General features: G+C 37.7%; 28 protein-coding genes and 1 pseudogene. 23 read left to right on the forward strand and 6 right to left on the reverse strand.

Annotated features, from left to right (window positions below; all coding sequences use genetic code 11):
- The first annotated feature begins 510 nt into the window (after positions 1–510).
- The 3 genes from MUO14_RS20325 (at position 511) to MUO14_RS20335 (ending at position 4362) form a co-directional block, all read left to right on the forward strand.
- Positions 511–2430: an LTA synthase family protein gene (locus MUO14_RS20325; protein ID WP_244752344.1), complete on the forward strand. Its 1920-nt coding sequence runs from the start codon at positions 511–513 to the stop codon at positions 2428–2430.
- Between the two features lie 753 nt (positions 2431–3183).
- Positions 3184–3348 carry a site-specific integrase gene (locus MUO14_RS24640; RefSeq protein ID WP_318035991.1) on the forward strand — a complete coding sequence of 55 codons (165 nt, stop codon included), beginning with the start codon at positions 3184–3186 and terminating at the stop codon, positions 3346–3348.
- A gap of 348 nt (positions 3349–3696) precedes the next feature.
- Entirely contained in the window at positions 3697–4362 is a 666-nt protein-coding gene (locus MUO14_RS20335) for a class I SAM-dependent methyltransferase (protein ID WP_244752345.1), read from the forward strand.
- Between the two features lie 194 nt (positions 4363–4556).
- Here MUO14_RS20335 and MUO14_RS20340 read toward each other — a convergent pair whose 3' ends face one another.
- On the reverse strand, positions 4557–5810 hold the full coding sequence (locus MUO14_RS20340; protein ID WP_244752346.1) for an aminopeptidase: 1254 nt from the start codon (positions 5808–5810) through the stop codon (positions 4557–4559).
- Between the two features lie 345 nt (positions 5811–6155).
- On the opposite strand from MUO14_RS20340, the gene MUO14_RS20345 reads away from it, so the two are divergent.
- From MUO14_RS20345 to MUO14_RS20355, 3 genes are all read left to right on the forward strand, one after another.
- Entirely contained in the window at positions 6156–6305 is a 150-nt protein-coding gene (locus MUO14_RS20345) for a hypothetical protein (RefSeq protein WP_244752347.1), read from the forward strand.
- 293 nt (positions 6306–6598) lie between these two features.
- Positions 6599–6940 (forward strand): hypothetical protein, encoded by a 342-nt coding sequence (locus MUO14_RS20350; protein WP_244752348.1) that lies wholly within the window; start codon positions 6599–6601, stop codon positions 6938–6940.
- Positions 6941–7336: 396 nt separating this feature from the next.
- The gene (locus tag MUO14_RS20355) at positions 7337–7708 is read left to right on the forward strand and encodes a hypothetical protein (RefSeq protein ID WP_244752349.1); all 372 of its coding nucleotides are present in this window, start codon (positions 7337–7339) and stop codon (positions 7706–7708) included.
- Between the two features lie 60 nt (positions 7709–7768).
- Here MUO14_RS20355 and MUO14_RS20360 read toward each other — a convergent pair whose 3' ends face one another.
- Positions 7769–8161 carry a hypothetical protein gene (locus tag MUO14_RS20360; protein WP_244752350.1) on the reverse strand — a complete coding sequence of 131 codons (393 nt, stop codon included), beginning with the start codon at positions 8159–8161 and terminating at the stop codon, positions 7769–7771.
- Between the two features lie 692 nt (positions 8162–8853).
- Between MUO14_RS20360 and MUO14_RS20365 the strand changes: the two genes are divergently transcribed.
- Positions 8854–9174: a hypothetical protein gene (locus MUO14_RS20365; protein ID WP_244752351.1), complete on the forward strand. Its 321-nt coding sequence runs from the start codon at positions 8854–8856 to the stop codon at positions 9172–9174.
- Between the two features lie 140 nt (positions 9175–9314).
- On the opposite strand, the pseudogene MUO14_RS20370 reads toward MUO14_RS20365, so the two are convergent.
- A pseudogene (locus MUO14_RS20370) lies at positions 9315–10549 on the reverse strand (IS110 family transposase).
- A 340-nt stretch (positions 10550–10889) separates the two neighbouring features.
- Between MUO14_RS20370 and MUO14_RS20375 the strand changes: the two are divergent.
- From MUO14_RS20375 to MUO14_RS20390, 4 genes are all read left to right on the forward strand, one after another.
- Positions 10890–11435, forward strand: coding sequence for a disulfide bond formation protein DsbD (locus MUO14_RS20375; protein ID WP_244752352.1), 546 nt, complete (start codon positions 10890–10892; stop codon positions 11433–11435).
- Between the two features lie 160 nt (positions 11436–11595).
- Positions 11596–11805 (forward strand): hypothetical protein, encoded by a 210-nt coding sequence (locus tag MUO14_RS20380; RefSeq protein ID WP_244752353.1) that lies wholly within the window; start codon positions 11596–11598, stop codon positions 11803–11805.
- 125 nt (positions 11806–11930) lie between these two features.
- Positions 11931–13199, forward strand: coding sequence for a hypothetical protein (locus MUO14_RS20385; protein ID WP_244752354.1), 1269 nt, complete (start codon positions 11931–11933; stop codon positions 13197–13199).
- Between the two features lie 299 nt (positions 13200–13498).
- Positions 13499–13684 carry a hypothetical protein gene (locus MUO14_RS20390; protein ID WP_244752355.1) on the forward strand — a complete coding sequence of 62 codons (186 nt, stop codon included), beginning with the start codon at positions 13499–13501 and terminating at the stop codon, positions 13682–13684.
- 200 nt (positions 13685–13884) lie between these two features.
- On the opposite strand, the gene MUO14_RS20395 is transcribed toward MUO14_RS20390, so the two are convergent.
- Positions 13885–14385, reverse strand: a complete 501-nt coding sequence (locus MUO14_RS20395) for a hypothetical protein (RefSeq protein ID WP_318035992.1) — start codon at positions 14383–14385, stop codon at positions 13885–13887.
- 67 nt (positions 14386–14452) lie between these two features.
- Between MUO14_RS20395 and MUO14_RS20400 the strand changes: the two genes are divergently transcribed.
- The 11 genes from MUO14_RS20400 (at position 14453) to MUO14_RS20445 (ending at position 24969) form a co-directional block, all read left to right on the forward strand.
- On the forward strand, positions 14453–14632 hold the full coding sequence (locus tag MUO14_RS20400) for a tyrosine-type recombinase/integrase (RefSeq protein ID WP_255822213.1): 180 nt from the start codon (positions 14453–14455) through the stop codon (positions 14630–14632).
- Between the two features lie 591 nt (positions 14633–15223).
- Positions 15224–15406 carry a hypothetical protein gene (locus tag MUO14_RS20405; protein ID WP_244755749.1) on the forward strand — a complete coding sequence of 61 codons (183 nt, stop codon included), beginning with the start codon at positions 15224–15226 and terminating at the stop codon, positions 15404–15406.
- A gap of 94 nt (positions 15407–15500) precedes the next feature.
- Positions 15501–16082 carry a DUF4256 domain-containing protein gene (locus tag MUO14_RS20410; RefSeq protein ID WP_244752357.1) on the forward strand — a complete coding sequence of 194 codons (582 nt, stop codon included), beginning with the start codon at positions 15501–15503 and terminating at the stop codon, positions 16080–16082.
- Positions 16083–16628: 546 nt separating this feature from the next.
- A complete protein-coding gene (locus MUO14_RS20415) occupies positions 16629–17876 on the forward strand; it encodes a metallophosphoesterase family protein (RefSeq protein ID WP_244752358.1) in 1248 nt (415 codons plus the stop codon).
- On the forward strand, positions 17873–20857 hold the full coding sequence (locus MUO14_RS20420; RefSeq protein ID WP_244752359.1) for an AAA family ATPase: 2985 nt from the start codon (positions 17873–17875) through the stop codon (positions 20855–20857). The genes MUO14_RS20415 and MUO14_RS20420 overlap by 4 nt, the downstream gene beginning before the upstream one ends.
- Before the next feature lie 29 nt (positions 20858–20886).
- Positions 20887–21444 carry a GbsR/MarR family transcriptional regulator gene (locus MUO14_RS20425; RefSeq protein ID WP_244752360.1) on the forward strand — a complete coding sequence of 186 codons (558 nt, stop codon included), beginning with the start codon at positions 20887–20889 and terminating at the stop codon, positions 21442–21444.
- A 156-nt stretch (positions 21445–21600) separates the two neighbouring features.
- Entirely contained in the window at positions 21601–22545 is a 945-nt protein-coding gene (gene yhaM, locus MUO14_RS20430) for a 3'-5' exoribonuclease YhaM (RefSeq protein WP_244752361.1), read from the forward strand.
- A gap of 24 nt (positions 22546–22569) precedes the next feature.
- Entirely contained in the window at positions 22570–23835 is a 1266-nt protein-coding gene (locus tag MUO14_RS20435; protein ID WP_244752362.1) for an MDR family MFS transporter, read from the forward strand.
- 59 nt (positions 23836–23894) lie between these two features.
- Entirely contained in the window at positions 23895–24089 is a 195-nt protein-coding gene (locus tag MUO14_RS20440) for a sporulation YhaL family protein (RefSeq protein ID WP_244752363.1), read from the forward strand.
- 203 nt (positions 24090–24292) lie between these two features.
- Complete coding sequence (locus tag MUO14_RS24880) at positions 24293–24790, forward strand: transposase zinc-binding domain-containing protein (protein WP_396265858.1); 498 nt, start codon at positions 24293–24295, stop codon at positions 24788–24790.
- Positions 24736–24969, forward strand: coding sequence for a hypothetical protein (locus MUO14_RS20445; protein ID WP_244752364.1), 234 nt, complete (start codon positions 24736–24738; stop codon positions 24967–24969). The genes MUO14_RS24880 and MUO14_RS20445 overlap by 55 nt, the downstream gene beginning before the upstream one ends.
- A 50-nt stretch (positions 24970–25019) precedes the next feature.
- Here the strand turns inward: MUO14_RS20445 and MUO14_RS20450 are convergent, their stop codons facing one another.
- On the reverse strand, positions 25020–26009 hold the full coding sequence (locus tag MUO14_RS20450) for a peptidylprolyl isomerase (protein ID WP_244752365.1): 990 nt from the start codon (positions 26007–26009) through the stop codon (positions 25020–25022).
- Positions 26010–26206: 197 nt separating this feature from the next.
- On the opposite strand from MUO14_RS20450, the gene MUO14_RS20455 reads away from it, so the two are divergent.
- Positions 26207–26290 (forward strand): YjcZ family sporulation protein, encoded by an 84-nt coding sequence (locus MUO14_RS20455; protein ID WP_244755707.1) that lies wholly within the window; start codon positions 26207–26209, stop codon positions 26288–26290.
- 53 nt (positions 26291–26343) lie between these two features.
- Here MUO14_RS20455 and MUO14_RS20460 read toward each other — a convergent pair whose 3' ends face one another.
- Positions 26344–26526, reverse strand: a complete 183-nt coding sequence (locus MUO14_RS20460; RefSeq protein WP_244752366.1) for a hypothetical protein — start codon at positions 26524–26526, stop codon at positions 26344–26346.
- Between the last annotated feature and the right edge of the window lie 95 nt (positions 26527–26621).

A 26621-nucleotide genomic window follows, 5' to 3' on the forward strand; every position in this document is an offset into this window, starting at 1 on the left:
AGCAATTGTCGAAAGGTGAGGATACATTGCTTTCTAACATTTTATGGGGATTATTTTTAGTTATTACTAATGATCTGTGGTGAGTCTATTCAACGTTCAGGGCAAAAGCAGAAGGTCGTAATTAATATTATCTTGAAATCAAGTCTTCATGAATACCAGCTAATAGAAGTTTGGTAATAATATCATCCTGCCTTTTTTATCCATAAGGGCCTGTTTATTTCGGTTGACTTCCTGCTTTTTGTGATAAATAAAAGGTTACCAACAGCACCTCCATCAAGCTATACGAAGTCGAATCCATCGCCTTCATCTATATAATACGTAAGGGTATCTTATATTAGCTTTTATACAGAAAGGTTAAATCTTAGGGTGGATTTTAATTACGAATATATTAATCTATTATTGTAACAAATATTTAACAAAATGGTAGCCAAATGTTATTTACTTTATCTTAATTCCCTGTTAAATTATATAAATATTGTCCAACTTCATGGCTACATTAGGAGGTTAATCATGTTTAATCAACAACAAAGCCTATTTAAAAAGGGTTGGTTTTTCTTTACAATAGCCGCAGTTTTATTGTGGGCCAAAACTTATTTCGCCCTTCATATAGCATTTACACTAGATATTGAGAATGCAATTCAACAATTTATTATAATCATTACGCCGATCAGCTCTATACTATTTTTCTTAGGGCTATCTCTCTTCTTCAAACCTAAGCGTCGAAATAAAGCGTTTATGACGATTTATTTCTTAATGTCCTTGGCTCTTTATGCAAACGTAGTGTATTACAGATTCTTTAATGACTACATTACACTTCCCGTTCTTATGCAATATAAGAACTTTGGTGACTTGGGAGGAAGCGCCAAAGCGCTGATTCATCCAATGGACTTGCTTTATTGGATTGATATTGTCATTTTAATTATATGGTTGGTCGCTAAAAAGGTTCGTCCAACTATGGAATTCCGTAGAAGAACAGTAGCCATGATTTTTGCTGCATCTCTAGGGTTTGCAGTTGTAAACTTGGGCTTAGCTGAATTGGAACGACCACAATTGCTTGTAAGAACGTTCGACCGTGCAAAACTTGTTAAATTGTTAGGAATCTATAATTATCATATCTATGATACGGTCATGACTGCAAAAACTTCTTCTCACCGTGTCATGGCAGACAGTAATGAACTGTCTGAAGTCTTAAACTATGTTAACTCACAGCAAGGTAAAATGGGTGCCAAAGGGAAATACTTTGGAAAAGCGGAAGGAAAAAATGTTGTGCTTGTTTCCCTTGAATCTACGCAGAATTTTGTAATTGATCGTAAATTAAATGGACAAGAAATCACACCATTTTTAAATGACTTGAAAGAAGATAGCTTTTACTTTAGCAATTTCTATCACAATACAGGACAAGGAAAAACATCCGACTCAGAGTTTATAATTGATAACTCCATGTACGGACTCAATCGAGGAGCCGTATTTACAACGAACGCAAATAACGAGTTTAATGCAACTCCTGAGATTTTGAAAAATGAAGGATATACACCTGTAAGCCTTCACGGCAACCATGCAAGTTTCTGGAACCGTGATGTGATGTATCAAAGCCTTGGGTATGATCATTACTTCTCTAAAAAAGAGTATAATGTGACCGAAGAGAACTCCGTAAACTATGGCTTAAAGGATATTCCATTCTTTGAACAATCCATGCCGATGCTGAAAGGTTTAGACGAGCCCTATTACGCGAAGTTCATAACGATGACTAACCATTACCCATATATATTAAACAATGAAAATAATAAAATGATTGACCCTGCCAATACAGGTGATGGTTCTGTCGATCGCTATTTCCAAACCGTTCGCTATATGGATGAATCCATCAAGAAATTCTTCCAGATGATGAAGGAACAAGGCGAATATGAAGATACCATTTTTGTCCTTTACGGAGACCACTATGGTATTTCTGAAAACCATAACCGTGCAATGAGCGAGATTCTTGGAAAAGAAATCCGTCCATTCGAACACATTCAATTACAGAAAGTGCCTTTGATCGTTCACGTTCCAGGAATGGAAGGAAAAGAAATGGATACTGTTGGCGGACAAATAGACCTGAAACCGACAATCCTAAACCTTCTGGGTGTTGAACAGAAAAATGATGTCCAGTTCGGTACGGATCTATTAAATAAAAATCGTAAGAGTGAAACAATCCTCCGTGACGGAAGTGTTGTCACGGACAAGTATGTATATGCTGCAGAACAAAACATCTGTTACGATAAAGAAACGGGAGAAGAAATCGATTCTAAGTCTTGTGTACCATTAAAAGAAAAAGCCGAAACAGAACTTGGCTTTTCTGACAAAGTCGTTTACGGTGACTTGTTGAGATTCATGGATAGTGAAAAAGAGGAAATGAAGAGGAAGAAACAAGATAATGCAAATGGGTCATAACTAACACTATTGTATAAACAAAGAACAAGGTCAGTTTAGCTCTGACCTTGTTCTTTTATGAGCTAGTTAATGAAACAAGTTAATTAAAAATTATTTCAAATTGCTATTTTCCACCTGAAGGATTCAGAAAATAAGGTATAATTTCACAAAATACTTATAGTGGAATTATCTTGGTTTCGAGTCTTCCATATGAGGGGCGCGCTTGTTTAACAAGGTACCTTTATGAATCGGACCCTATTGTAGGAGTTTTCATTCTAGAGTGAAGGAATCTTTTGAAGGGGCGTGGGTAATTCTCATATTCCTTTAAAAACTTTAAAAAAAGTGGAGGGGCTAATCCTCCACTTTGTTGACCAAATAATCCCCCTGAATATCAAAGTCCTAAACAGTCTGTGATCTATTTATCTTATGTGGGTAATTTCGTATTTGCATCACTAATTTACCAATTACATTGTTTACATTATAGTTCAAGAAAAGGTGCGCCCTTTCAAATAGGTATTTTTAATCATTAACGCTGGATTATGTGTCGGGGATGTACTGCATTTAAAGGTCAAGGATGTCCAACGTAAGAAAGAATTGAAAATCAAAGAAGGGAAGACGAAAAAAACCACGAACGGTTAGCTTCTATAACATCTATGATGAGGTGAATGTGTACATCGACACAGTAGAAGATACGCCGTGGTTTTTCCCGAGCCGTAAGGAAAGCAGCCAATCAGTCGTGTTCAAGCTTATCGGCAGTTGAACAAGGCGGCCGACATGGCTGAAGCGGATGCCGTGGGGACGCATATTATGCGCAAAATGCTTGGTTACTGGCATTATAAGCAGTTTAAGGATATCGCTGAATTGCAGCAAATCTTAAATCATGCGCATCCTGAATTCACAAAGAGGTATATCGGATCGGTATCACTCAAGAACAAATAGCCAACAATCTCAAAAACTTTGTATTGTAGGTTTTGTTCTCGAAAATAATTTAAGGCTATTTTGGGGCCTTTGGGGTTAAACCATAACGTTTCAAAAATTGATGGTAGGCTGTTTAAATTATGTAGAATTGAACCTCTTGATAGAATAATGAGTGATGATACGGGTTAATAAACCTATAATTAATGCAATAATAATACTGAAGACCATGTTGTCGGTTAAAACCATACCGATTTGAAGCCCTACGACGTTTGGTTTTCGGTTACTCCTAATTTGGGTGCATTCCGCATACCCCAATTTTAATAATGATATACTTGACCCAAATACAAAATTTGATAGGGGCGATTGAATTTGATTTCGCAAAAAGAGTATTGGGATGGGCGTTTTAAGAAAGGGAAACTTTGGGGAGATCAACCTTGTCCCTCCGCTTACAGGACTGTTTCTTACTTAGAAAAAAACTGTTCAAATAGTATTCTGGTTCCTGGATGTGGATATGGGAGGAACAGTGCTTATTTTGCCAAAAATGGCTATGATGTAACTGGGGTAGACATTTCGCATGAAGCAATAAAACACGCTATCAGTGATGTCAAAGCGGATGTGACTAATCTTAATTATCAATTAAAGGATTTATTTAGTTTAAGTTCTATTGGAACAGAATTTGATGCCGTATTTCTCTCCAATGTCATTCATCTTTTTTTAGAGAAGGATAGAGCGAAATTAGTACAAGTAATGGATTCGCTAATAAAACCCAACGGTCTGTTTATCTTTACCGTCATTTCAAGATCGGACAGTAAAAACTTTGGTGTTGGTGAAGAAGTTGAACAAAATACATTTTTGCATAACGAAAAGGTTCTTCACTTTTATACAACAGAAGAAATCAGGGGCATTTTGCCAAGTAATTATAAAATATTAGAACAAGAATTACATACTCAAACCGAAAAGGATCCTTTAGGTAATGAGGAAGAGTTAATTCTGTGGTTTGTCGTTACTAAAAACAATAAACACTTTAGTTTATAGAAGTTATGGTGATCTTAAGCTATCGGGGCGCATTTCCGGAATAAAGGATTTGCGCTTTTTTGCATGAATAGGGCCATATTGTTTAACAACTGTACACTTGAGTTTTGGAGGGGCGAATTGCTATTAAAATTCACATCATAGGTAGCGCCCCCGACTCTGTTAGCAGTTTCCTTTGTTTTTAAGGAGTAGTCAAATTAGAATTGGAAATCACCATCTTTCATTAGTATGACTTCAGTTCCGCCTTCTTTAATACCCACTACTTTCATATCTTCGGTACCAAAGGTCACATTGACTAACAAGAGGGAAGTATTAAGTCCTGCTTCCTTCAACTCTTTCACCGATAGGTTGCTGCCATTTTGAAGGTTGGAAGGGGAGGCGTTTCCGATTCCAATATGGCAGGCCGTATTTTCATCAAACAAGGTGTTGTAAAAGAGAGTATCCGCTTGAGAAAGAGGAGAATTGTTAGAGACCAAGGCAATTTCACCAAGATAATGTGAACCTTCGTCTGTTTCGATGAGACTTTGTAACGCTTCTTGCCCAGTGGCGGCATAATAGGCAGTAATCCGTCCATCTTTAAAGGTTAGGTAAAAATCATCGATGACACTTCCCTCATAAATAAGCGGTTTAGTGGCTACTAGTTTGCCATTTACCTCATTTTTATGGGGTGCGGAAAATATTTCCTCCGTGGGAATGTTCGGAAAGAACGGTATTCCCTTTTTATCTATAACACCCCCGCCGATAAAAAAGTGATTTTTAGGCATGCCGACTAATAAATCAGTTCCTTGGCTATTTGTAAAATGCAGGGCTTCAAACTGGCTGTCGTTTAGAAACCTTTTCCGGGACTCGAAAGCTCTGTTATGATTTTCCCAGTCTTTTATAGGATTTTTTCCATCTGCCCGGGCTCCACGTAAGATTAATTGCCATAACGATTGCAGGGCTTCTTCTTTACTTAAATGAGGAAATACTTTAGTTGCCCATGCAAAGTACGGGACAGCTAGAAGACACCAGCGTACCTCGTGGGATCTAATCTTTGCGTGATGAGCCTTCAACTTGGTGCGAGAGGCCTTTTGGAAGCGGCTCATCCGTTCTGTGGAAACATCCTTAAAGGCATCTAAGTTTTCAGAAATAATATGGATGTAAGCAGCACCCGCATCGTCCCACTCCTTAAAGCGAGCATCCTGCCAGTTGGGAAAGTGATCGATGGCATCATCTGCTGCATTTAAATAAAATTCTTTGGTAGACTGTTCATCTGTCCAATCCATAACCACATTTGAAGCCCCCGCCTCATAGGCTGCCGTTTGGATTAGACGTGCAAATGTTACATTTTTTATGTCACTATGAATAATCACTAATTGATTCTTTTGCACATTTACACCAGCTTGTACAGCAAGCTCTGCATACTTTTTTAACTGTTCTTCGCTTATAAGCTCATATATTCCTTTAATCATCACACACTCAGCTCCTAACTTTTTATTCCTTTATAAACAGAAATTAATGGGAATTGATTGTAAGTGGAGTATACAGCAATTGGGCGCGATTCTGAAGTAACGGAGTCAGAGGGATTTTTGGTTTCCACTTTGTGTTAATATGAAAATAGCTTTTCATATTAGGGTAATTTACATATTTTAAGGGAGGCTATGGGTTTTTGTTCAGGCCAAGAGGGTCTGGGGGCATCGAGGGTGTCCACTCCTTATCCCCCCTTCGGTCCAGTACCGTGGACACCCGCATAGATAGACTTTCCAAACTTTTAATATAGCATTTTAGTATATATGAAATAGGAGGAATAAAGAAAGATGGATATTATCATGCCTTTTTTGATTGCTATAATTGCAGGCGCAATATTTTTACTGTTCATATACATGGGTGCAAAACTAGCATATTCTATATTTAGGAAATCACCAGATTCAAAAAAGAAAAAAGATGAATCGTATAAAACCCCCTAAATAAAGGTGTTTATAAGATTTTTTGTTTCTTAACCATAATCTGGGTTTACTTACTATTTTAAATAATAGTCGTGTGAAAATACATAATTTAGAAGAGATAATAAATTCCATGTTCCGTTATACCCAGCTAATAGAAGTTTGGTAATTGCTTTGAGCAATATTATCTTGAATCCGAGTCTTCATGATAAGGGCGCGCTAGTGGAACAATCAGGTAGTATTGTAATGGTCAACTGCTGCGCCATAAATTTAATACACTTTGGATTACGGTTAGACTTTAGTTTTCAGGAGGTTATATGCAAAAAATATACTTGTCAATAATTGCTTTATTAACGCTAACCTTGTTTGTTACAAATAATGGGGAGAATACTAAGGAATCAAAAAACGTAGAAAAAAGCCTGGATTCAACAGAAGTATTCAAACCATATGAAACATATGGGGTCACAATTAACACAAGTGAATTTAGGAATTACTTTTCAGGTGTAGAAGCTAAAAAAACATATTCGAAGGTCAACAGGGTGTGGCTACAAAGACAGAAAGCGTCCCCCAGAAAATCACAAAGAAGTAGCATTAGGGTTACTTCTGGAAGCAAAGAAGTCTATAGGCGCAGCTGGCAAATTGGGAATACCAAAAATTGAAAATCAAAAAGGCTTCTTCCAACCTACTGATAAACAATTACGAGAGTTGATAAAATTAAGGAATAATAAACTGGCGACTAACATTGTTCAAAGGGTCGTAATATTAAGGGATGCAAATGACTTAATTGATAATGAAGTAATTAATGAACAGATAAAATCAGTCACGGAAAGATTAGCGAGAATAAAAATTTATGAGAAAGATACTCTTTATAAATTTAGTCTGGCGTACAATGAATATAAGGAATGTATATTACTAATTCTTAAAATGACACAAGAATTAGGGTAATTAATACCCTGTCCTCGTGTTCGGCAATTGGGTGCAAGAACGGAATAAGACTCGCGCCATTTTTGCTTATAAGGACTAGATTGTTGAATACGAAGAAAGGACAGTACAACATGGAAAACGTATCAGATGTAAATAAAGTGGAATCAATAAAATCCTTACAATCGACAATCAGTAAATTCGAAAGTGCTTTGTCTCAGATGACACAAAAAGGCGCAAATACTACCTTGGTAAAGAAACGACTCAAAGCTGTTTCTGTCGGTTTAGCCATGCTGGAAAGCGTTTGGAATCAAAGAAATCATCATTACACACAGGGAGATCTAGTAGAAGCTCGCAATGTTCTTATTGGTTTATTCCCATCAATTGAGAATAGTTATGCTAAGTCAAAGGCAGGTAGTCCTCAAAGAACGCTTTTAGAAAGAAGAATTAAATCATTGGAACTGGCTGTTCAAGCGATTGACCATTTTTCCAATACGACCAGCTAATATCAGAAAAGGACTGTTCAATCATCGGAGCGCATTTCCGGAATAAAGGATTTGCGCTTTTTATGCATGAATAGGGCCATTATCTTGAAGACTTGACTTCAAGACAATGGATTCCTCAAGATGGAAAATGTTCCATATTACTATAATATTGAATAAGAAAATATGGTTATTTATGTTAATGTTAAGGGACAGGAATTTTGTAGAGAATGATTGAAGATACATAATTTGGAATGTTGTGGAATCTACTGATATAGAAAGGGTGGTGTATATAGGGAAGATAAAGACAACCTTCATAATCAACACGATTGTAAGTGGACTTCTTGCAATACTAATTTCAACCTTTTTTGCGGCAGGTACGATTGCAGAAAATACATCTGATAAAACGTTTGTATCACCGGAATTCCTTTGGGTGTTACCAATATGGTTTGCAGGAGTATTGGCTGGATTGTTCATTTACAAAAGCAAAGCTCCTGGAATGTATCTACTCACTTCTATTATCATCACATGGGCATCAATTCCACTAGGTATCCGGATAGGATTTAACCTAGCCACATAACTATTCCTATGCCAATATAAACGTATTAACGATTGGGTATAGTCTTAATTCCGTTTCAGAGGAGTCTTCAATTCTCGGGCGCTTATCTGTAATAAAGATCAGCGCTCATTTTTCATTTAAAAGGCTACTATATTTATAAACGTCGAAACGAAATTAATACCTTGTTCGTAAACAAAAAACGGTTAGAAAAGGGTGTAAAGAAATAAGAGGAGTGTTGTTATGGACTTAGTCATTTTTTATGGCGGAGCATTATTATTACTGATATTTTGTCTGTGGTCACTTTACCAATTATTTAAAATCATCTATCCCTATTTGAACAGTAATAGAAGGAGATAATCCTCGTATGGAAGTTATATCCACATTATATGGACTAATTACTGTTGATGAAAAAGTTTCATCTTAGAACGTTTAATCTAGCAATCAATAACTTATCTTCCGTAATCTGCAGTATCATCGCAGTCTATATGCTCTAGAACGATACTTTATCAATCGGGCGCAATTTTGGAATAAGAATTGCGCTCTTTATTGATCTATAAGGCCGTTTTATTGAGGAGAAATTTAGAAAGAAAAAATGAAGGTGGAATGAAATATGATTGATGCTGGTTGGCTTAACATCGGTAGTTTGATACTTGGATTAGTAGCTTGGATAATTCCTATTATTAATCTTGCGGGAGATAAAAAACAGAAGAATATGAAATGGATTGCTCTTTCCATTATCAGTTTCAGCGCTTGCGCTATCGCAATATGTTTACAAATTTTTTATAACCTTCACTTGGTAAAAATTGAAGACTGGGCTGCTCTGATGGATACAATGCGCGGTGTAGCTGTTGCTTCAACAGTACTTGTCATTGTTACCATTTTATTAAATGCACTTACGTTGTTTTTTTATCGGGATAGGGGCGCATTGTAAAACAAAACCAGCTAATAGTTGTCAACATTTTTCATTAAAAATCTTAAGTTTTCCATGCTATACTAAAAATGAACATGCCAAATAACCTTCCGTTATGCCCTGATTGGAAGATTTTGTATTCAAATTGATTAATATAGTTTTTAAGCTATATCTAGGAAAGTTGTCTTACTTTTAAGCATTGCAAAAATCCAATGTAAAAGCTTATTAACACAAGCGATGATCGCTACTCTAAAAGGTTTACCTTCATCGCGTTTCTTATCGTAAAATTCTCTTAATCTTTTATTACGTGGAATGATTTCCACGCTTGTTTTCTTTTTACGAGCGTCTCGTATTCCGCATTGAACAGCCATAAATAGAGCTTGTCTTAATCTGCTAGATCCTCTTTTGGTAATACGGTTTACGGAAGCTGTAAACTTACCAGAGGAGTACACACTAGGATCGACTCCAGTGAATGCAACGAGCTTTTTGGGATGATTAAACCTTTCTATCTCACCAATTTCAGAAATTATCGTTGCCGCAATTTTTTCTCCGATACCTGGGATAGATTGGATTAATTCATATTCTTCAACTTCTTTGGCAAGGGCATCTATTTCAGCAGCTAACTTTGATAGATGCTCTTGGTATTGAAGAACAATATTTATCATTATTTCTAGGTTAATAATATGACTTTGATACAAGTTATTTTGAAATGGGTTACGAATTGCTGCATCTCGTAGCTTTTTTGCCTTTTCCTTAGCCCATTTATCTGAACGACTCTTACATAGTGAAGCTATTTTATCTGCTAAGACAGATCCAGTGACACTTAAAACTGATTTCGATGTTGGGAATATTAAAAGCACCTGTAAAGAAACTTTTGAATACAGGTTCCCAAATACTCCTCTATATTCAGGAAATACTTGGTCCAATATCGATTGAAGTTGTAGTTTGGTTTGTGCTGCTACACTTGAAATAGTTTCGTGCTGTCTTGTTAGATTACGAAGGTTTAAGAGGCGGATCCCTCTTTTCTTACTAGGTTCCAGTTCCTCTTTATAATAAAGCTCACACAGGTTGTAGGCATCTATGGCATCTGTTTTCACCTTTCGCAAACTTGAACTTTTCGCTCGATGTGCAATCAATGGATTAACAATAATATACATATATTGTTGTTCCTCTAAAAATGGAATAATAGGAGTATGGTAGTGTCCCGTCGATTCCAAAATAACCGAAGGTTTCCCCCAGCTAGAGACTCAATCTCCTTTAAGAAGTCATGAAATTTATTAAGCTCTTTAACATTATGCAGGATACTAAAACTTTTACGATAAGGCTCTCCCTTATCTAAAAACGCTTGAATCTGACTTTCCCCTTTGGCAACATCCAGACCAATGACTGGATTCATACGATTTCTCCTCCTTTAATTGCACGTAATGTCGGTATCCCCTAAGGCTTCTTGTAACGTCGTAGGTTCGCTTGTTAAACGGGATCATTGTCTCAACCAGCCTGAAACACGTTTATACAAGTAGGGGGTGAACAGTTTTGCGGACGGGATCTTAGCCCCACGGGCGCTACGTTCTACCCTACCGTTAATAATAAGACCATATTAAAAAAGGTCAACCAGTAAAAAATCTGGCTAACCTTATATTACGATAGGGCGCAAGAAAGGAATAAGTGAAAGCATCTAAAATCGCATTATTGAGCTATTTTGTTGAATATTAATCAAAATAAGGAATGTTGTTGAAATGGGTAAAAGATCTTTTAACGTAAGTGGTTGGATTCTACTTTTGGGTATGGTTGTTTTATGGATTAGGTTCGGATATACGGATTGGCAGTTATTATTATTACCTGCAACTTATCTTTGTTTTTCGATTGGTAATGGCAAGGTTAAAAAACTGAAATCGCTGTCGGTATCTCAAATCATAATACTTGTGTCTTCGTTTATCATATCCGTTGCCATTGCATTCGGACTTATCCAACTTGCAAATTATCTGATTTATGATGTTTTTCATCTTCAAGGGATCCTTAAAACTTTGAGTGAATGGCTTGCTGTAATTCTCTCATTATTCCCTGCTGTAATTGTATTTAGTAGCGTAATCAATAAAATAGACGATAGTTTAAAGGAAAAATATAATGATTCGCACACCAAGACTTCCGAATGTGATGGATTGAAGATGGAAGTAAATAAAATGTTGAAATCCATGACAGAGATGCAGACGTTTAAAGCATTAAGAAAGAGATATGGCTTATCTTTGGTAGATGCAAAAAATATCGTGGATTCAGTAAAATAGTGATCTTCAAGAATCTGGCGCTTAATCGGGAGTAAGTATCTAGCGCCAGTGCTGAACATAAGAGCCATTTTGTGGAGTAATTGAAAGGTGTTATGAATATGGCAACTAATAATTTTATACAAAAACGTCCTTGGTATTTAAAAAAGGATGGGTGATGGCGATGAGCTTAATTACGCCGCCAATTGGTTTTATAAATATTTTATTGAATCGGAATCGTTGGCAGCGTGATGAAAAACAATTATATCTAGGCATTGCTATAATTATGGGGATTTTTTGGTTTCTAAAAATTTTCCCATCCTGGGTTTCTATAGTATTTGCTATTGTCGCATATTTAGTTATCCACATATGGCCTGAAGATCCAAAAGAATAATGGTTAGCAAAGTGCTAAATAACCGGGAGCGATTCCCTAGTAGGGAATCGCTCCGATATCGCATATAAGGACCAGATTGGGAATAACTTTTTGGGCCATATACACAAGTCGTGGGGGAGAAGCAAATGGATAGTAGAATAAAAGAATTAATGGATGTTACAAAAACGAGATTTGGCTTAGATAACTACTATTTAAAAAGACATGGACTTGATCGGTATGTAAATATATTCAATGAAACCGTATATACATTATCGATGGATTGGTTTCCTGATCATGTAGAAGAACCGGAGGATGATTCCAATCCAGAAGGCACAGCAGTTATTGAAGTCAATGTCTATTCTCATAAGTTTGTCAGCGCTATTTTTGTAATGGATAAGACATATGCAAAAAATGGGATTAGCTTTGCAGGTCTTCATACAAACGACATCATAAAATGGATGGAACAGGAAAGTGGATTAACGTATGGGAGACAATTGCAACTTCATAAAGAAGAGGAAGGAAGACTTCTATTTAAAGAAGTGATTGATGGGGTTGCTGTTTCTCCGTCTGGCTCTGTTGAAATAAAATTTGATGAAGAAGGGAAGCTGACTTTATTTGCTGTTCACGGCCAATTTCCTTCTAAGGAGATTATAAAAGAAGAGACATATAAGCTTTCTTTTGAAAAGGTCGAACATTTGGCAAAGGAACAATTGAAGTTGATTGAATTTCCTTCCCATGAGCAACAAAGATTAATTCCCGCATATGGAGTAGAAGAAGTTTATGTTACAAATGATCAAATGACGACGATTCCGTTTGAAGTTATTGTTGATGTAAGATCCTATATAAAAATCGACAAAACGATTTTTTTAGATAAGACAATTAAAGATCCATTTGAAAGAAAAGAATTTAGTTGGACTGAAGAGGTAACAGTAGAACAAGCATTTTCATCTGAGCAAAGCCCTGATTCTTATCCGATTACCAAGAAAGAGCAAGAAACGTGTGTACTAGCAGTCAAAGACTTTTTACGTCAAGAATATCCCGATGACTCAGGAATTTGGATCCTTAAAACGCTACATCGTAATAGAGGTTATATTCATGCAACATTGCGAGCAAATAAACAGGACAACCGTGTATTTCAAAGAAAACTTATGGTCATAATTGATGCCACCAGCTTTCAAGCAGTTAATTACGTGGATAACAAATCGATGTTGGAGATGTTCGACCAATTTCAAGCACCAGATAAGGTAGCGATTGATAAGGAAGAGGCATATAAAAAATTGAAAGAATTATTTGAGTTAAAGCCTTATTATGTGTATGACTTTGAACAAAAACAATATGTTTTGTGCGGAAAACTAGATTGTCAATATGGGGTGAATGCAAGCAGCGGCAAAGTCATTGCGTTAAATGATTTATAGATCAAATGGTTGAATGTTGTATCGTCGGAGAGTAAAAATGTTGATTCATTTTTAATAGGTTTGTTGATAGAAATTATCTAAGCAACTGGGAATCGACCCAAAAATAATTAGAATTGAATCTTCCAAACGGGTGCTTACGCGGAATAAGCTTTGCACTGCATCCATTATTGTTTCATCGGGACATTAAAAGGAATAACTTCTCGGAATTTGAAAGCAGTATTGTGCAATAAAGACGTGATGAAACTTTTTATTAAAAGTAACCGTACTTCCTATAAACATTTCATTTGGGAGGGAAAGTATTGGGTTGGATGGGTATTGTAAAAATAGTACTTGGAATTATTGTTTTAGCTTTTATTGTTATTACTATAAGGAAAATGCAAAAAAGAGGTACATATCAATATGATGGTAATGACACCTCTATTTTATTTTTACTAGTACTTGATTTGATTGCTATACCAGTTATGGGATATCTCTTATTTCTTTAATAATTTATCAAAAGAAAAGAACTTGTCTAACGGAGATGCTTTTTATACATTCGTTATAGAAGTAAAGTAGTTTTCGCTAACTAGTGCTTGAGTAAAAGATTATCTTAGATATATCTCAATTTCGAGTCTTCAGCTATTGGGCGGTTCCCTTGAATAAGGTTTAAGAAATTATCTTCAACAATACGATAGGGCACGTTTAATCAGAATCCTGAAGTGGACTTTATTTTGCAAAAGTAAAGTCCGATATAGCTTAGTTGATCAATTTCCTTTGAATCCATTGACCCATCTAAAATTTTTTGCACATCGTTTAAGGTATCTTGAAGACTAACTGCTACCCCTTTTTTACCAGTAAGCTCTTCTGCTACATAAAACGGCTGAGTTAGATACGATTCCAGGAGTTCGCCTCGTTTGTACATTTGAACTTCTGAGCTTGGAACACTGTTTATACCTCTTATACTTACAACTGAACGTAATTCACGGTAACGTCTTAGCAATTTTTTCGCACGCTGTTGGATAATGAAATGAATTTGATCTACATGTGTTCCTTCAAGTATTGAAGACGTTGAATGGATAGGAGTAACAGAAGGGAATTTACTTCTTGTTGCTAGATCAATATCTAATTGCCAGAGCGTTTCAAGTGGTCCGTACGGAAGTTCTTCGTCAACAGCCTCCCCTTTTAAGTCGACAAGTAGAGTCGTCACATTTTCGATCCCAATGTCTTGTAATCGTTTCTGAAGTTTGTGAATTTCACCTTCTAGTCGAGCTGGGATTAAGAAGAGTATCCATCCTCATCACTTACGCCATAGTTATGCGACTCACATGATCAACTATGGAGCACCCCTAGAAGTCATCCAGAGCTTACTTGGTTATGAGAAAAGGGAGACAACCAAAATTTACGCTCAACTAAGTGGAAAGCTGAGACACGACTTTTACAGCAAATACTTTTAGATAGGTACGTCTCATTAGAAAGGATAGGCCAGCTCCTGTTATTACAGAGCTGACCTTCTATTGTTAATGATTAGGTAATTCCCTTTGACAGGCTCCTCTCAATAGGATCATTCATACTAAAAATCCCAAACGGAACCATAAGGGAGTAATCATCAATCGTAAATTTTTCTGGCTTGTCGAGCTTAAACCGTGATTGAAAGTGCAATTCTTTATTGTTGATTGATTACTTATCTTGAATTATATAATAGATATAATTCAACGTTGTAAGCTGATAACGTGGAGGGCTTACTCTCTAAGAAGCGTTGATAAGGAAAACCATAGTGAGAATAGCTACTGTATAACTTATCTTTATATCAGTGAAAGTGGTGACACAGTACCAATGAAATGTCTAATCAATATGGAGGAACAGCCACTAGACTAATGAAGTTTCATGTACGGTGTAAATGAGGGGGAAAAGGGAGCGATAACTTCAAACCCTTACCTATTCGTATGAATAATAGGGTTTGCGCTTTACTTCCGTATTAATGGATTAGCTGATACCCTATGATATACTTAAACAAGTAGAATGATGAAGCTAGGTGGTGGATTATTATGCGTGAACACCATTCAAATAAAAGAAAATATGGTTGGGTTGACCAATGGGCAAAAATGACGGGAGAAAGAGCAAAAATAGATGCTAAAGTAAACAATACCTACATTGTGTATGCTACAAAAGACGGTTTAGTGAAAGAATTCCCTAATGGTGAAGTAATACCATATACTGTGGCCCACTGATGGAAGTTTCACTTTATCATTTGGTGACTTTTTGAACATCTTCTCTATATATACTTAAACCATTATGAGTAAAAACACTAAGGGGGAAACTAACATGACAAAGAGAAATAAAATCAGCAATAAAAAGGAATTGTCACTAGAACAACGTGAAGAATTACTCAGAGCATTGAAAGCCCGTTTTGAGGAAAACATGAAACGACATAAAGGTCTTGAATGGGATAAAGTCCAAGTAAAGCTGGATGCTAATACTGAAAAACTGTGGTCGCTCAATGAAATGGAAAGAACTGGCGGTGAGCCAGATGTTGTTGGTCATGATAAAAAGAGGGACGAATACATTTTTTATGATTGTTCAGTGGAAAGCCCTAAAGGTCGCAGAAGTGTTTGTTACGACCGCGAAGGGCTGGAGTCAAGGAAAAAACATAAACCAGAAAATAACGCTATTGATATGGCAACTGCCATGGGCATTGACCTTTTAACGGAAGAACAATATCGAGCGTTGCAGAAACTTGAAAATTTCGATATGAAAACGTCGAGTTGGGTGCAAACACCCTCTGATATTAGAGAACTCGGCGGTGCCCTTTTTTGCGATTATCGCTTCGGGCACGTCTTCGTGTATCACAACGGTGCGTCCTCTTACTATGGTTCCAGAGGGTTCCGTGGCTCGCTAAAGGTTTAAAATATGCATAGCCAGCTAAATTTGACTTGAGAACGGATCTCCTAGGGAAAGACTTTCATTTCATTCTTCTTTAGTTTCCTTTAGAACGCCTATGGCTATTTGTTTCATCTCATTCTTAATGTTTTCAGTAGCTTCTCGGTCTGTTGTTTTTATTACTATTTCAACATATTTATTGTACAAAATCACATACTCCATCCTATATGAGTAACCTTCTTTATACACCTTTTCCAAAACTTCATCTATACCTTTTTGTGAATTCTGTCTTCACCAAAAGGCGTGATTGCTTAACAACACAAACAGAAAATGATCAAACTTTTTTATAAAAACCATTCCTAAATCTGCTGGAAAAGAGTTCATTTTGATCAATCTTTTTTCAAAATGGATCTTTTTTATCGTAAAATATCGATTTGTGAGGTATTTTTGATCATTCTTTATTTCAAAGCTGTTTGTTATGGATCTTTGCATAATTAAATGCAATAGTGCGAACGTGCATTCGTTTGTTTGTTTTGTTAAACTTAAGGAAAATAAGAGTGATGGAGGATAATTATGAGTACACTTCGCTTTATCCATAGTGCTGATTTGCATCTCGATAGCCCATTTAAAGGAAGAGGCAGGCTTCCAGAAATCCTAAGAGAACAAATGCGCGCAGGCACCTTTGAAGCATTTGATCGGTTAATTGAACAAGCGATATATCATCGGGTCGATTTTGTATTGATCGTCGGGGATTTATTTAATGAAGAAACGCGAAGCTTAAAAGCACAAGTGCAGCTTCGTGAAGGATTTAAACGTTTGGAAAAACATGATATTACTGTGTTTATCAGCTATGGAAATCATGATTACATTCAGGGCATGCGTTATCCGATTACATATCCGAATAATGTACATAGTTTTGACCAGGAGACCGTTAAGGCTATCCCTTTCTACCGAGACGATAACCATCTTGCCAACATTTATGGATTCAGCTATGTAAACCGTGAAGTAAAAGATAGAAAAGTGAAAGAGTTCGTTAAAGAGGGAACACCTGTCTATCACATTGGTATGCTTCATGGAAGCCTTGAAACGAACGGTGATCATGATGTCTACGCCCCCTTTAAATTAGAAGAATTGCGTCAACAGCCCATGGATTATTGGGCGCTTGGACACATCCATAAGTGGCAGCATCTATCGGAGCATCCTCCTATTGTATATCCGGGAAACATTCAAGCACGATCTCGTAAGGAACAAGGTGAGAAGGGATGCTCGCTCGTACAGCTCGGGGAAGAAAATAAGATCCAACAGACCTTTATTCCACTGCATAGCTTCACATTTGAAGAGGTATCGCTTCCTGCCGAGACTTTGGAGCGCCCTGAAGAGTTAGAGGCTATATTTGAACAAGCGAAAGAAGAAGTCCAAGTCGATTATCCAGTCATGTTGAGCGTGACTCTGTATGGAAGAAATGGAGTCTTGCAAAAGTGGCAGACAGAAGGAGTTATACAAGAGTGGGTGGATCTCATCAACGAAGCCGAGGACTTAGAAAAATCATGGGTTTGGATTGATGATGTTACGGTTTACGACCGACCTGCTTTTGACATCGATGAGTTGAGGATGGGCCATGACTTTACAGGTGAATACATACGAAATGCTGAACAGCTCACTTTAGAAGAATGGAGGGAGCATTTATCCCCCTTGTATCAAAATCGCCGTGCTGCAAAATATTTGGATTCATTAGCTGAATCAGACCATAAGGAAATAATAGAACGAGCCAAACAGTTGGTTGTTGAGCAGCTATTGTCCGAAGGGATGATGAATGAATGAAAATACAAGCTTTGCACATTTATGGTTTTGGTAGATGGAGAGACTTCCCCATTACATTGCCAGCGAATGATTTTGTCTTCATATCAGGCGATAATGAAGCAGGGAAATCAACCATTCGAACCTTCATTCTATTTGTTTTATTTGGATTGCCTCCTAAACAAAGAATGCATTACCAGCCGAAAACAGGTGGACCTGTAGGTGGGATGCTCGTAATACATACGAAGAATTATGGAGAGGTAAGGATTGAACGGGTTCATGACCGAAATAATGGGGCAGCTGTCTGTCGGCTTGCTAATGGTGAAGAACGGGATGAAAGGTTTCTGAGGGAGTTAACGGCTAACCTTACACAAGCAGCTTATCAATCCATTTATAGTTTTAGCGCGGAGGATTTAACAGAGTTACATGGACTAACAGGTGAAGATTTAGGAGAAGTCTTGCTAAGTGTTGGTTTAACAGGCTCTGATCATATTTATCACACGAACAAACGGCTTGAAAAGGAACTTGAAGATCGCTTTAAGCCGAAGGGGAAGAAGCCAATACTCAATCAACAACTCCATGCTTTAGAAGAAGTGGACAAGCAGCAGGTTGTTTCAGAAGCTGAGGTGCTTCAATATCAACAAGTCATTGAGGAAAAACAAGAACTGGTTGACAGGCTTGAGGAAGTGGATAGAATCATTCAGCGGCAGCGATTAAAAAGTTCCAGCTATGTTCGACTTCAAAAGGTTCTGCCTCTTATACAAGAATATCATCAAATTGTCCATGAGACTTACCAAGCACCTGTTCAGACCTTCCCTGAGCATGGGAAGGAGCGGCTGCATAGACTACAAGAATCCTTATTGCCCCTGGAAAGTGAACATCGGCTGTTACTGTCTAAATGGAAAGAGAAACGGCATCGCAAAGACCAATTACAAGTCGAATCTTCACTTTCACTTGATAAGGCAATAGAGATTTTAGAAAAAAAACCTTCCTATGATCAGGCTGATCAGGATGCCCAGCGTTTATACGACAGTATCAGAAGGATAAAGGAACAAGTAAGTTCAGAATTAGATGAACTTCACATTGACGAGCATGAACTCCGTGAATATGATCTTCCCTTTTATATAGAAGAAACTTGGCGAAATTTAAAAAACGAAGCCCAGGTTATTGATGGAGAAGAGGAAAGATTGCTTGAGGACGAACATGCTTTAACAAGGCAAAAAAAGCGGCTTAAAGAGCAGATGGATGAACTGAAACGCAGAGGGCCTAATGAGGAAGAAGTGGTCCAGCAACAGAAGATCGTTAACTCATATGTTCAAGAAGGGGCCCAGGGTGAGGGTTCGCAATTAAATCGGGTAGAAATGACGATAAAGGAAAAGAAGGCAGCAACCAAACGGTGGTTTACTGTCTCTGTGATATTACTGATAATAAGTAGCTTATCTGTTTTTTTTGTTTCAAACTTAATCGTGCCTTTCGTTATTGTGGTTATTGGCATAGTGGTCGCCACAGCTGCCTTTTTCATTAGACGAACGGCCAGTGAGTATAGTCAATTGCTTGAGAGCATGAAGCAAAAGGAAAGGCCGGAAGAGTTAAGTGAGGCCGACTATTTGCAGGCTAAGCAGTTGATTGAACAGTATGACAAGGCTCGAGGCGAATATTCGTATATGAAGGATCGCCTAAGACAGTTAGAACATGAAACATTGATTATTAGTGAAAAAGGACACAATCTTAAAGAACGGAAGCAACGATTAGGCGCACTCATTGATGAACAAACAACGGTTTATCCCTTCTTATCATCGTTGAAATCAGGACACTGGGAACAGCTTTATCACTTATTAAAACAAGTGAAGGAAAAGCAAAAAGAAGCGGATGATTTAGAGGTGGAACTAAAGGCAGTGCAACAAGTAAAAGCAGACATACTACAGGCGTTAGATGATTTTTATTCTACTCAAAATGGGGAGGCTGCCAGACAATCAGTATCGGACAAATTTGCCGCCTTAGCTACCTGGGTAGAAAAACAACAAGCGATGACTGTTGAAATCAGCCGGATTCAGGAAGAAGTGGCTCATTACGAAGAAGAGCTCCAACGTGTCAATCATCAAATCTACCCACATCAAACAGAAAAATCGAACCTGTTGGACCGTGCTTGTGCCAATGATGTGGAGCAATTTTATGAACAGGCGATGCTTGTTGAACAAAAAAGAGAACGCGAGAAGCACAAAGAACAATTAATTGTACAGATAAAAAGTATGTTGAACCAACAAGATCAGTCTGCCTTCGAAATTTGGGAAAAGCCAAAAGATCCATCTGGACTAGCGGTTGAAATTGATGAAATCGATAGGGAACTTCAATCGCTTGAGGAGGAACAGAAATCATTACAAGAAAACATTGCTGAAAAAAAACACCGGCTGGAATTTCTTGAAAGTTCTGAGCAACATTCTAAGCTCCTTCACCAGCGATCAGTTGAACAGTCCGCATTTAATGAACAAGCAAAGGAATGGGCAGTTTACCAGATCGCATCAAAAGTATTAAAGTCTACAAAAGCACGTTATCAAGAAAAGCATCTACCTCAAGTAATCAAGCGTGCGGAGAATTTCTTTATGCGTTTAACGCTAGGTAAATATGATCGTTTATTTATAGATCAGAATGCTGCCCATTTAGTGGTACAGGATGAACAAGGTCATCTTTATACAACCAATGAACTGTCGAGAGGTACGGCTGATCAACTATATGTTGCACTCAGGCTGGCTTTGGGTGAATCGATGTCTCATACAATCCAAGCCCCGTTCATCGTAGACGATGCCTTTGTCAACTTTGATGAGACAAGGCGAAAGGTTATGATGGAGCTTCTTCGTTCATTATCGAACAAGAATCAGATCATTGTTTTCACATATAGAAAGGATCTGGCTGAAGAATGGAACGGATATTTCCTGCCCTCTGGAAAAACTAAATCAAGGATTAGGTCGCAAATTGGCAGTATTAATGATAAAATGTTTTCAGATTAAATGATGACAAAGCAAGTGGAGGGTTTCCATTGCCAGAAAAGCACAAGCAAGACTGGACAAAATATGAAGAGACGATTGAACAGTTTATACAGGTCATAGCAAAAAACATGAGTTTATATGGAGTGACACCTTCCATTGGTCGATTGTATGGGGTGCTTTATTTTGCAGAGGACCCTATGACGCTTGATGACATGCGGTCAGCTCTCGAAATGAGTAAAACCAGCATGTCTACAGGTGTACGAGCTTTATCCGATATGAAAATGGTGGAACCGTCGTTTAAGAAGGGGGTACGTAAAGATTTATACAAATCTGAGGAAGACTGGTATAAATCTTTCACCTCACTTTTCGGTAGTAGATGGAGACACCATACGGAAACCAACATTGAGGAAGCCGATGAGGCCATTCAAGAACTGTTAACGATTAAAGATCATACGGATGATGAATCATTAAAAGAAAAGATTGACATTGATATTGAACGTCTGCAATACGCCCAAAATTATTATCGGTGGCTTATGCGGTTTATCTATGTCGTAGAATCCGGCGAGATTTTTGAGTATGTACCTAAGATTGATCAAAAAAACAAATGACATTTACAGAGGGAGTATCGGAACAAAAATGACTCCTTTGTCAGCTTAACTGAACCAATATGCAAGACTGTTCCTGTCTCTTATCCTAAAGAAAGGTATTTTGGGTAAAGACGTATAATGGGAACAGTCTTTTTACTTAGAGGAGGAGATGCCAAAATGAAGAAAGGAATTGCCCATTACACATTAGGGGATACCTTCGATCACTATCTGATGATTAAATCAGCTGTTAAAGGAGTGGCTAGCAACAATAAGCCCTTTTTAACATTATTGTTAACTGATACGACAGGAGAGATTGATGCTAAACTTTGGGAGTCTACTCCTGAAGATGAATCACTATTTCAACAAGGGGAGCTTGTCAAGGTACAGGGGGAGGTAGGTCAATTCCGCAACAAGCCGCAGCTGAAAATTCAAAGCATTCGACCTGCACAGCCTACAGATGGGATTCAGGCAACGGACTTTATAGAAAAAGCACCTGTTAATAAAGAAGACTTAATGGAGCGTTTAACCGAAGCCATTTTTGAGATGAAAAATCCCACTATTCAACGAATAACAAAGCACTTCCTGAAGCATTATCAAAAAGATTTGTTAAGTTATCCAGCGGCCGTTCGAAATCACCATGAGTATGTATCTGGACTTGCTCACCACATTGTATCGATGTTAAACATTGCAAAAGAATTAACTATTCTTTATCCAGATATTAATAAGGATTTGCTGTATGCTGGAATTATCCTGCATGATTTAGGAAAGCTTAAAGAGCTCTCAACAGCTACATCACCCAGTTACACCTTAGAGGGAAAATTGATTGGCCATATTCCACTCATGGTGGAAGAAATTCGGGTGGTAGCCGATGAACTGCACATTAAAGGGGAAGTGGTCACGATCTTACAGCATATGATTTTATCTCATCATGGCAGGTCTGAATGGGGAAGTCCAAAGCCGCCACTCGTGAGAGAAGCAGAATTGCTTCATCAAATTGACATGATGGATGCTGGATTGAATATGTTAAATCGGTCACTACAAAAAGTGGGACCGGGAGAATTTACAGAAAGAATCTATGCGATGGACCAACGTACATTTTACAAACCAACGTTTGAGGACTGAGGATAGATCATAGGGGATAGAGGAATGAAGTGGAAAGACTGGGATAGGAATTTAAAAATTCGTCTGTTTGGGGAAGGGACGATGAATGTATTGTTTTGGGCATTTTTCCCCTTCATGACGATCTATTTTGAACGTTCATTTGGTAAGGGTTCGGCCGGGGTGTTGCTCGTACTCTCACAAGTGTTTTCAGTAGCAGCGAGTTTAATAGGCGGATACTGTGCTGATCGATTTGGTCGGAAGAAGATGATGGTATTTGCGGCTATAGGGGAAAGTGTATCGTTTGTATTGTTTGCTGCAGCTAACTCTCCATGGTTAAGCTCTCCATTACTGACGTTCTTTTCGTTTAGTCTATTAGGAGTGTTTGGTGCATTGTATTGGCCTGCTTCCCACGCGATGGTTGCAGATGTGGTTTCAGAGAAACATAGAGCAAGTGTATTTGCCGTGTTCTATACGTCGATCAATATTGCTGTCGTTATTGGTCCCATCGTGGGCAGTTACATATTTTATACCCATCGGTTTGAAATGCTCCTTACTGGTGTGATTATAACAGCTATTTTAGCCATTATTTTAGCTTATTTCCTTGATGAAACGACTACCTTGAAAGAACGTGTGAAGGAAAAAGGAAATAAATGGACGTCAGTGTTATGGGAAGAGCTGAGTGACTACAGGATTATTGCTAAAGATAGAACATTTTTGTTATTTATCATAGCCGGGGTGCTTGTTTCGCAAACCTTTATGCAGCTTGATATTCTCATCGCCGTTTATACGAGTGAAGTTGTGCAGGAGCAGACGCTTGTTCATATTGGAGATTTCAAATGGACGATTTCAGGAGAACGCGCCTTTGGATTAATCTTGGCAGAGAATGGTTTGCTTGTTGCTTTATTTACGGTTATTGTTACTAGGTACATGAATCGTTTAAAAGAAAAGCGAGTATTCATTTCCTCGTGCCTTCTTTACGCTTTTGGTGTGACTCTTTACGGTTTAACCCAAAATGTTTGGGTATTTATCTTGGCTATGGCTATTTTCACATTGGCTGAATTAATGGTCGTCGGCATCCAGGAGAGCTTTATTGCAAAGCTTGCGCCTGAAAATATGAGGGGACAATATTTTTCTGCTGCTTCCCTAAGGTTTACTTTAGGACGTTTACTTGCACCTTTTTCTTTAGTAGCGACAAATTATTTTAGCTATCAAGTGGTTTTTACTGTAATCGGTCTGTTAGCCATTGGTGGTGCAATGACCTATGCATTCATGTTTAGCAAAATGGAAAAAGGGTCCTTGTCCAATTCCTAATCATATTTATGTGCATCCATTCATAAAATGATAATAAATGGGACAGGGAGGATATCGCAATGATATTTGGTATTCCAATTTGGGTGTTTTTTTGCATTGTTTTCATATTCATAAGCGGATACATGGCATTCCGTGCTATGAGAGCAGAACAAAAGATAGAGCAACAGTTTATCGAGCGTGAGGGACGGGTTTATTTGGCTAGAATGAACGAGGAAAAGGAAAAGCGAGAGAAAAAAGCGAGAGATGTGGTTTGAAAAAGCGTGAGAAAGAGGCCATATCTTAACTAGAAAGAAGCCAGGTGGTTTAAACCACCTGGCTTTTGTTCTTGTTTAGGAAACTATAAAAGCGAGTGGTAAACTCTTACCAAACCGTAGGAGGATAATGAAAATGGGAAATAGGCGTTCTGGTATGATCAAACGAATATGAAACGACCATTTTGATGGTTTTTGGTTTTTCCATGCGGATCGGTTTCCTGAAGAACAAAGAAACGGTGGAAGAAACGATCCATTGTGGAACCAAAAACATCGGTTATGCTCGTTACGAATGCTTAGGGTGCGAAGGAAATCCAGCTCCTAGGTTTGTTTGCTTTACTTGTAAAAGTCGCTTTTGTCATACGGTTGGTAAAAATATACGGATGAATGGTCTAAAAACAACAAGAATTGTTCCCCATTGTCATATGGTGTTTAACACCCCAAAAAAACTTAGGAAAGTGTTCTATGAAGATCGGAAAAAGCTGAATGCTTTAAGTAAACAAGTGGCTGAAGTCTTTCAATATCATAACTACAGCAAGAGTAAGAAACAAGGGTTACAGTCAGGCATTACTACAGTCATTTATATCTTTGGCATCCTTTATCATTATATGGAAAAAAGAGTTCGGAAAGAAATGGAGGAAACGTGGGTATGTCTAACCGAAAAGAACTGGATAAAAAGGATAAAAGTCAGGAGGGTTGGTTAGATGAAGAACTCGTTATCGTTGAATTTGAATGTATAGATTGTAAGAAAACCGATGATGTACCGGACTATATCATTGATGAATGTAGTCTGGATCTCAAAAAGGGAGAGGAAGTCGAATTAGAATGTCCGTTCTGCCACGGCACTATGATTAAAGCGAAAAATGCCCCAAGTGATGAATAAGTCACTTGGGGCGTGAGTTAGTTAAGTCGCGTTAGCGATTTTGGTTATTGTTATTGGGAATTGCCTTCTTCAGAGTTGGTTTCTTCAGAAGAGCCATTTCCTTGTTCAGAAGAGCCGCCTTCAGAGGAGCCATTTTCTCCTCCTTCAGAAGAACCTCCACCGCCTTCATTGGCAGGAGCTTCTGGCTGTTTAAATAGATCTTTATATTGTTCAATCTTCACATCGATTTCAGCTGCTTTCATAAGTTCATTCATTTTTGCTTGTAGTGTCTTCTGATCGATCTTTTGACTGACAAGTGTACGTTTAATTTCTTTTTTCGCCTCTTCATATGGTTTGACGTCTTCAACTTCACGTTTGTCCGTTACCTTAATAATGTGAAAACCAAATTGAGTTTTTACAGGATCACTAACTTGTCCAACTTTCAAATTGTAGGCAGCATCTTCGAATTTAGGTGCCATCTTACCGGGGCCAAAGTATCCAAGTTTGCCGCCTTGTTTGGCTGATCCGTCACTGGAATATTCACTTGCTAGTGTTCCAAAATCTTCGCCGTCTTCAAGTTTTTGTTTCACTTCTTTTGCCGTTTTTTCATCGGATACTAAAATATGACTCGCTTGAATTTCTGTTTTCATACGCTCGTAGTATTTCTTCATTTCTTCTTCGGAAATATCTACCTCTTCAGCAGCTGCCTGCTCCTGTAGAAGACTTAAACGAATAGTCTCTTTAAACTGGTCTTCATTTGAGAAACCACTTTGCTGAAGGACCATTTGAAACTGATCACCGTATTGTTCCTTCAATGATTCTAATTCTTGATTTACTGCTTCATCCGAAACCTCATAGTTTGCGGATAGCACTTCATTCATTACTAATTGCTGCAAAATTGGTCCACCATGTTTATTCTTAAGTTCTTCATAAAACTCTTCTTTAGTCACTTCACCGCCACTTGTTTCAACAACTGCTTCTGACTCTGATTCTTCAGAGGAACAAGCAGATAAGGTGAATACACTAGCTGCAAGTGCAGCCGTTATAGCTATTTTCTTCATATCACGTACACTCCTCAAACAAATTATAAACATTCTTTGACGTAGAGGTCCTAGCAGCCCATGGATTAATATAACATATTTTGCCTCATCTATTCTATAGAAAGATTAAAAAATCAGAAAAGGGGTAGGTGCCAGCCCATTCATATAAGATTTTATAAGCATAGGATATGATATGTCTCAAGGTTGGGGGTGAGTTTATGAGTTACGGAAATAGTGGTGGGTTTGCGTTAATCGTCGTTTTATTTATCTTGCTCATCATCGTAGGTGCAGCTTGGTTCTAAAATGAAATTAAAGAAACAGGCTATGTTTACTTTTAGGAACATAGCCTGTTTCTTTACATATGGTTGAGGACATCCATATATGAGGTGATCAAAAGAATTGTTATAAGCACGTTAATGGTCCGAAATACCCGTGCTTGTTTTTCATTAGACATTTTAGTTTTCAAACATAAGGAATGAGTGAGAGAATTGAATACAAATAAGACGATTAGACCGTAAATGATAAATACAAATGCCAAAGTGAAGAACCTCCTTTATTCCCTATTAAACTACTCTATCAAAATTTCCTTAGGTTGAACAGAAGAAACCCTTAAAAAAGCGCCTGCTCTTATTT

The organism is Halobacillus shinanisalinarum (assembly GCF_022919835.1).
In the GTDB taxonomy this organism is placed as follows: Bacteria; Bacillota; Bacilli; order Bacillales; family Halobacillaceae; genus Halobacillus_A; species Halobacillus_A shinanisalinarum.

What these genes read in the sequence shown, in the direction of transcription:
- yhaM (WP_244752361.1), top strand. Translation starts at nt 21,601, where the DNA reads ATGAAGAAAGGAATTGCCCATTACACATTAGGGGATACCTTCGATCAC.
- MUO14_RS20350 (WP_244752348.1), top strand. Translation starts at nt 6,599, where the DNA reads ATGCAAAAAATATACTTGTCAATAATTGCTTTATTAACGCTAACCTTG.
- MUO14_RS20455 (WP_244755707.1), top strand. Translation starts at nt 26,207, where the DNA reads ATGAGTTACGGAAATAGTGGTGGGTTTGCGTTAATCGTCGTTTTATTT.
- MUO14_RS20450 (WP_244752365.1), bottom strand. Translation starts at nt 26,009, where the DNA reads ATGAAGAAAATAGCTATAACGGCTGCACTTGCAGCTAGTGTATTCACC.
- MUO14_RS20405 (WP_244755749.1), top strand. Translation starts at nt 15,224, where the DNA reads ATGCGTGAACACCATTCAAATAAAAGAAAATATGGTTGGGTTGACCAA.
- MUO14_RS20355 (WP_244752349.1), top strand. Translation starts at nt 7,337, where the DNA reads ATGGAAAACGTATCAGATGTAAATAAAGTGGAATCAATAAAATCCTTA.
- MUO14_RS20415 (WP_244752358.1), top strand. Translation starts at nt 16,629, where the DNA reads ATGAGTACACTTCGCTTTATCCATAGTGCTGATTTGCATCTCGATAGC.
- MUO14_RS20435 (WP_244752362.1), top strand. Translation starts at nt 22,570, where the DNA reads ATGAAGTGGAAAGACTGGGATAGGAATTTAAAAATTCGTCTGTTTGGG.
- MUO14_RS20345 (WP_244752347.1), top strand. Translation starts at nt 6,156, where the DNA reads ATGGATATTATCATGCCTTTTTTGATTGCTATAATTGCAGGCGCAATA.
- MUO14_RS20440 (WP_244752363.1), top strand. Translation starts at nt 23,895, where the DNA reads ATGATATTTGGTATTCCAATTTGGGTGTTTTTTTGCATTGTTTTCATA.
- MUO14_RS24640 (WP_318035991.1), top strand. Translation starts at nt 3,184, where the DNA reads ATGGCTGAAGCGGATGCCGTGGGGACGCATATTATGCGCAAAATGCTT.
- MUO14_RS20420 (WP_244752359.1), top strand. Translation starts at nt 17,873, where the DNA reads ATGAAAATACAAGCTTTGCACATTTATGGTTTTGGTAGATGGAGAGAC.
- MUO14_RS24880 (WP_396265858.1), top strand. Translation starts at nt 24,293, where the DNA reads ATGCGGATCGGTTTCCTGAAGAACAAAGAAACGGTGGAAGAAACGATC.
- MUO14_RS20380 (WP_244752353.1), top strand. Translation starts at nt 11,596, where the DNA reads ATGAGCTTAATTACGCCGCCAATTGGTTTTATAAATATTTTATTGAAT.
- MUO14_RS20375 (WP_244752352.1), top strand. Translation starts at nt 10,890, where the DNA reads ATGGGTAAAAGATCTTTTAACGTAAGTGGTTGGATTCTACTTTTGGGT.
- MUO14_RS20385 (WP_244752354.1), top strand. Translation starts at nt 11,931, where the DNA reads ATGGATAGTAGAATAAAAGAATTAATGGATGTTACAAAAACGAGATTT.
- MUO14_RS20360 (WP_244752350.1), bottom strand. Translation starts at nt 8,161, where the DNA reads ATGAACAATCCAGCCAATACTCCTGCAAACCATATTGGTAACACCCAA.
- MUO14_RS20325 (WP_244752344.1), top strand. Translation starts at nt 511, where the DNA reads ATGTTTAATCAACAACAAAGCCTATTTAAAAAGGGTTGGTTTTTCTTT.
- MUO14_RS20340 (WP_244752346.1), bottom strand. Translation starts at nt 5,810, where the DNA reads ATGATTAAAGGAATATATGAGCTTATAAGCGAAGAACAGTTAAAAAAG.
- MUO14_RS20445 (WP_244752364.1), top strand. Translation starts at nt 24,736, where the DNA reads ATGTCTAACCGAAAAGAACTGGATAAAAAGGATAAAAGTCAGGAGGGT.
- MUO14_RS20365 (WP_244752351.1), top strand. Translation starts at nt 8,854, where the DNA reads ATGATTGATGCTGGTTGGCTTAACATCGGTAGTTTGATACTTGGATTA.
- MUO14_RS20410 (WP_244752357.1), top strand. Translation starts at nt 15,501, where the DNA reads ATGACAAAGAGAAATAAAATCAGCAATAAAAAGGAATTGTCACTAGAA.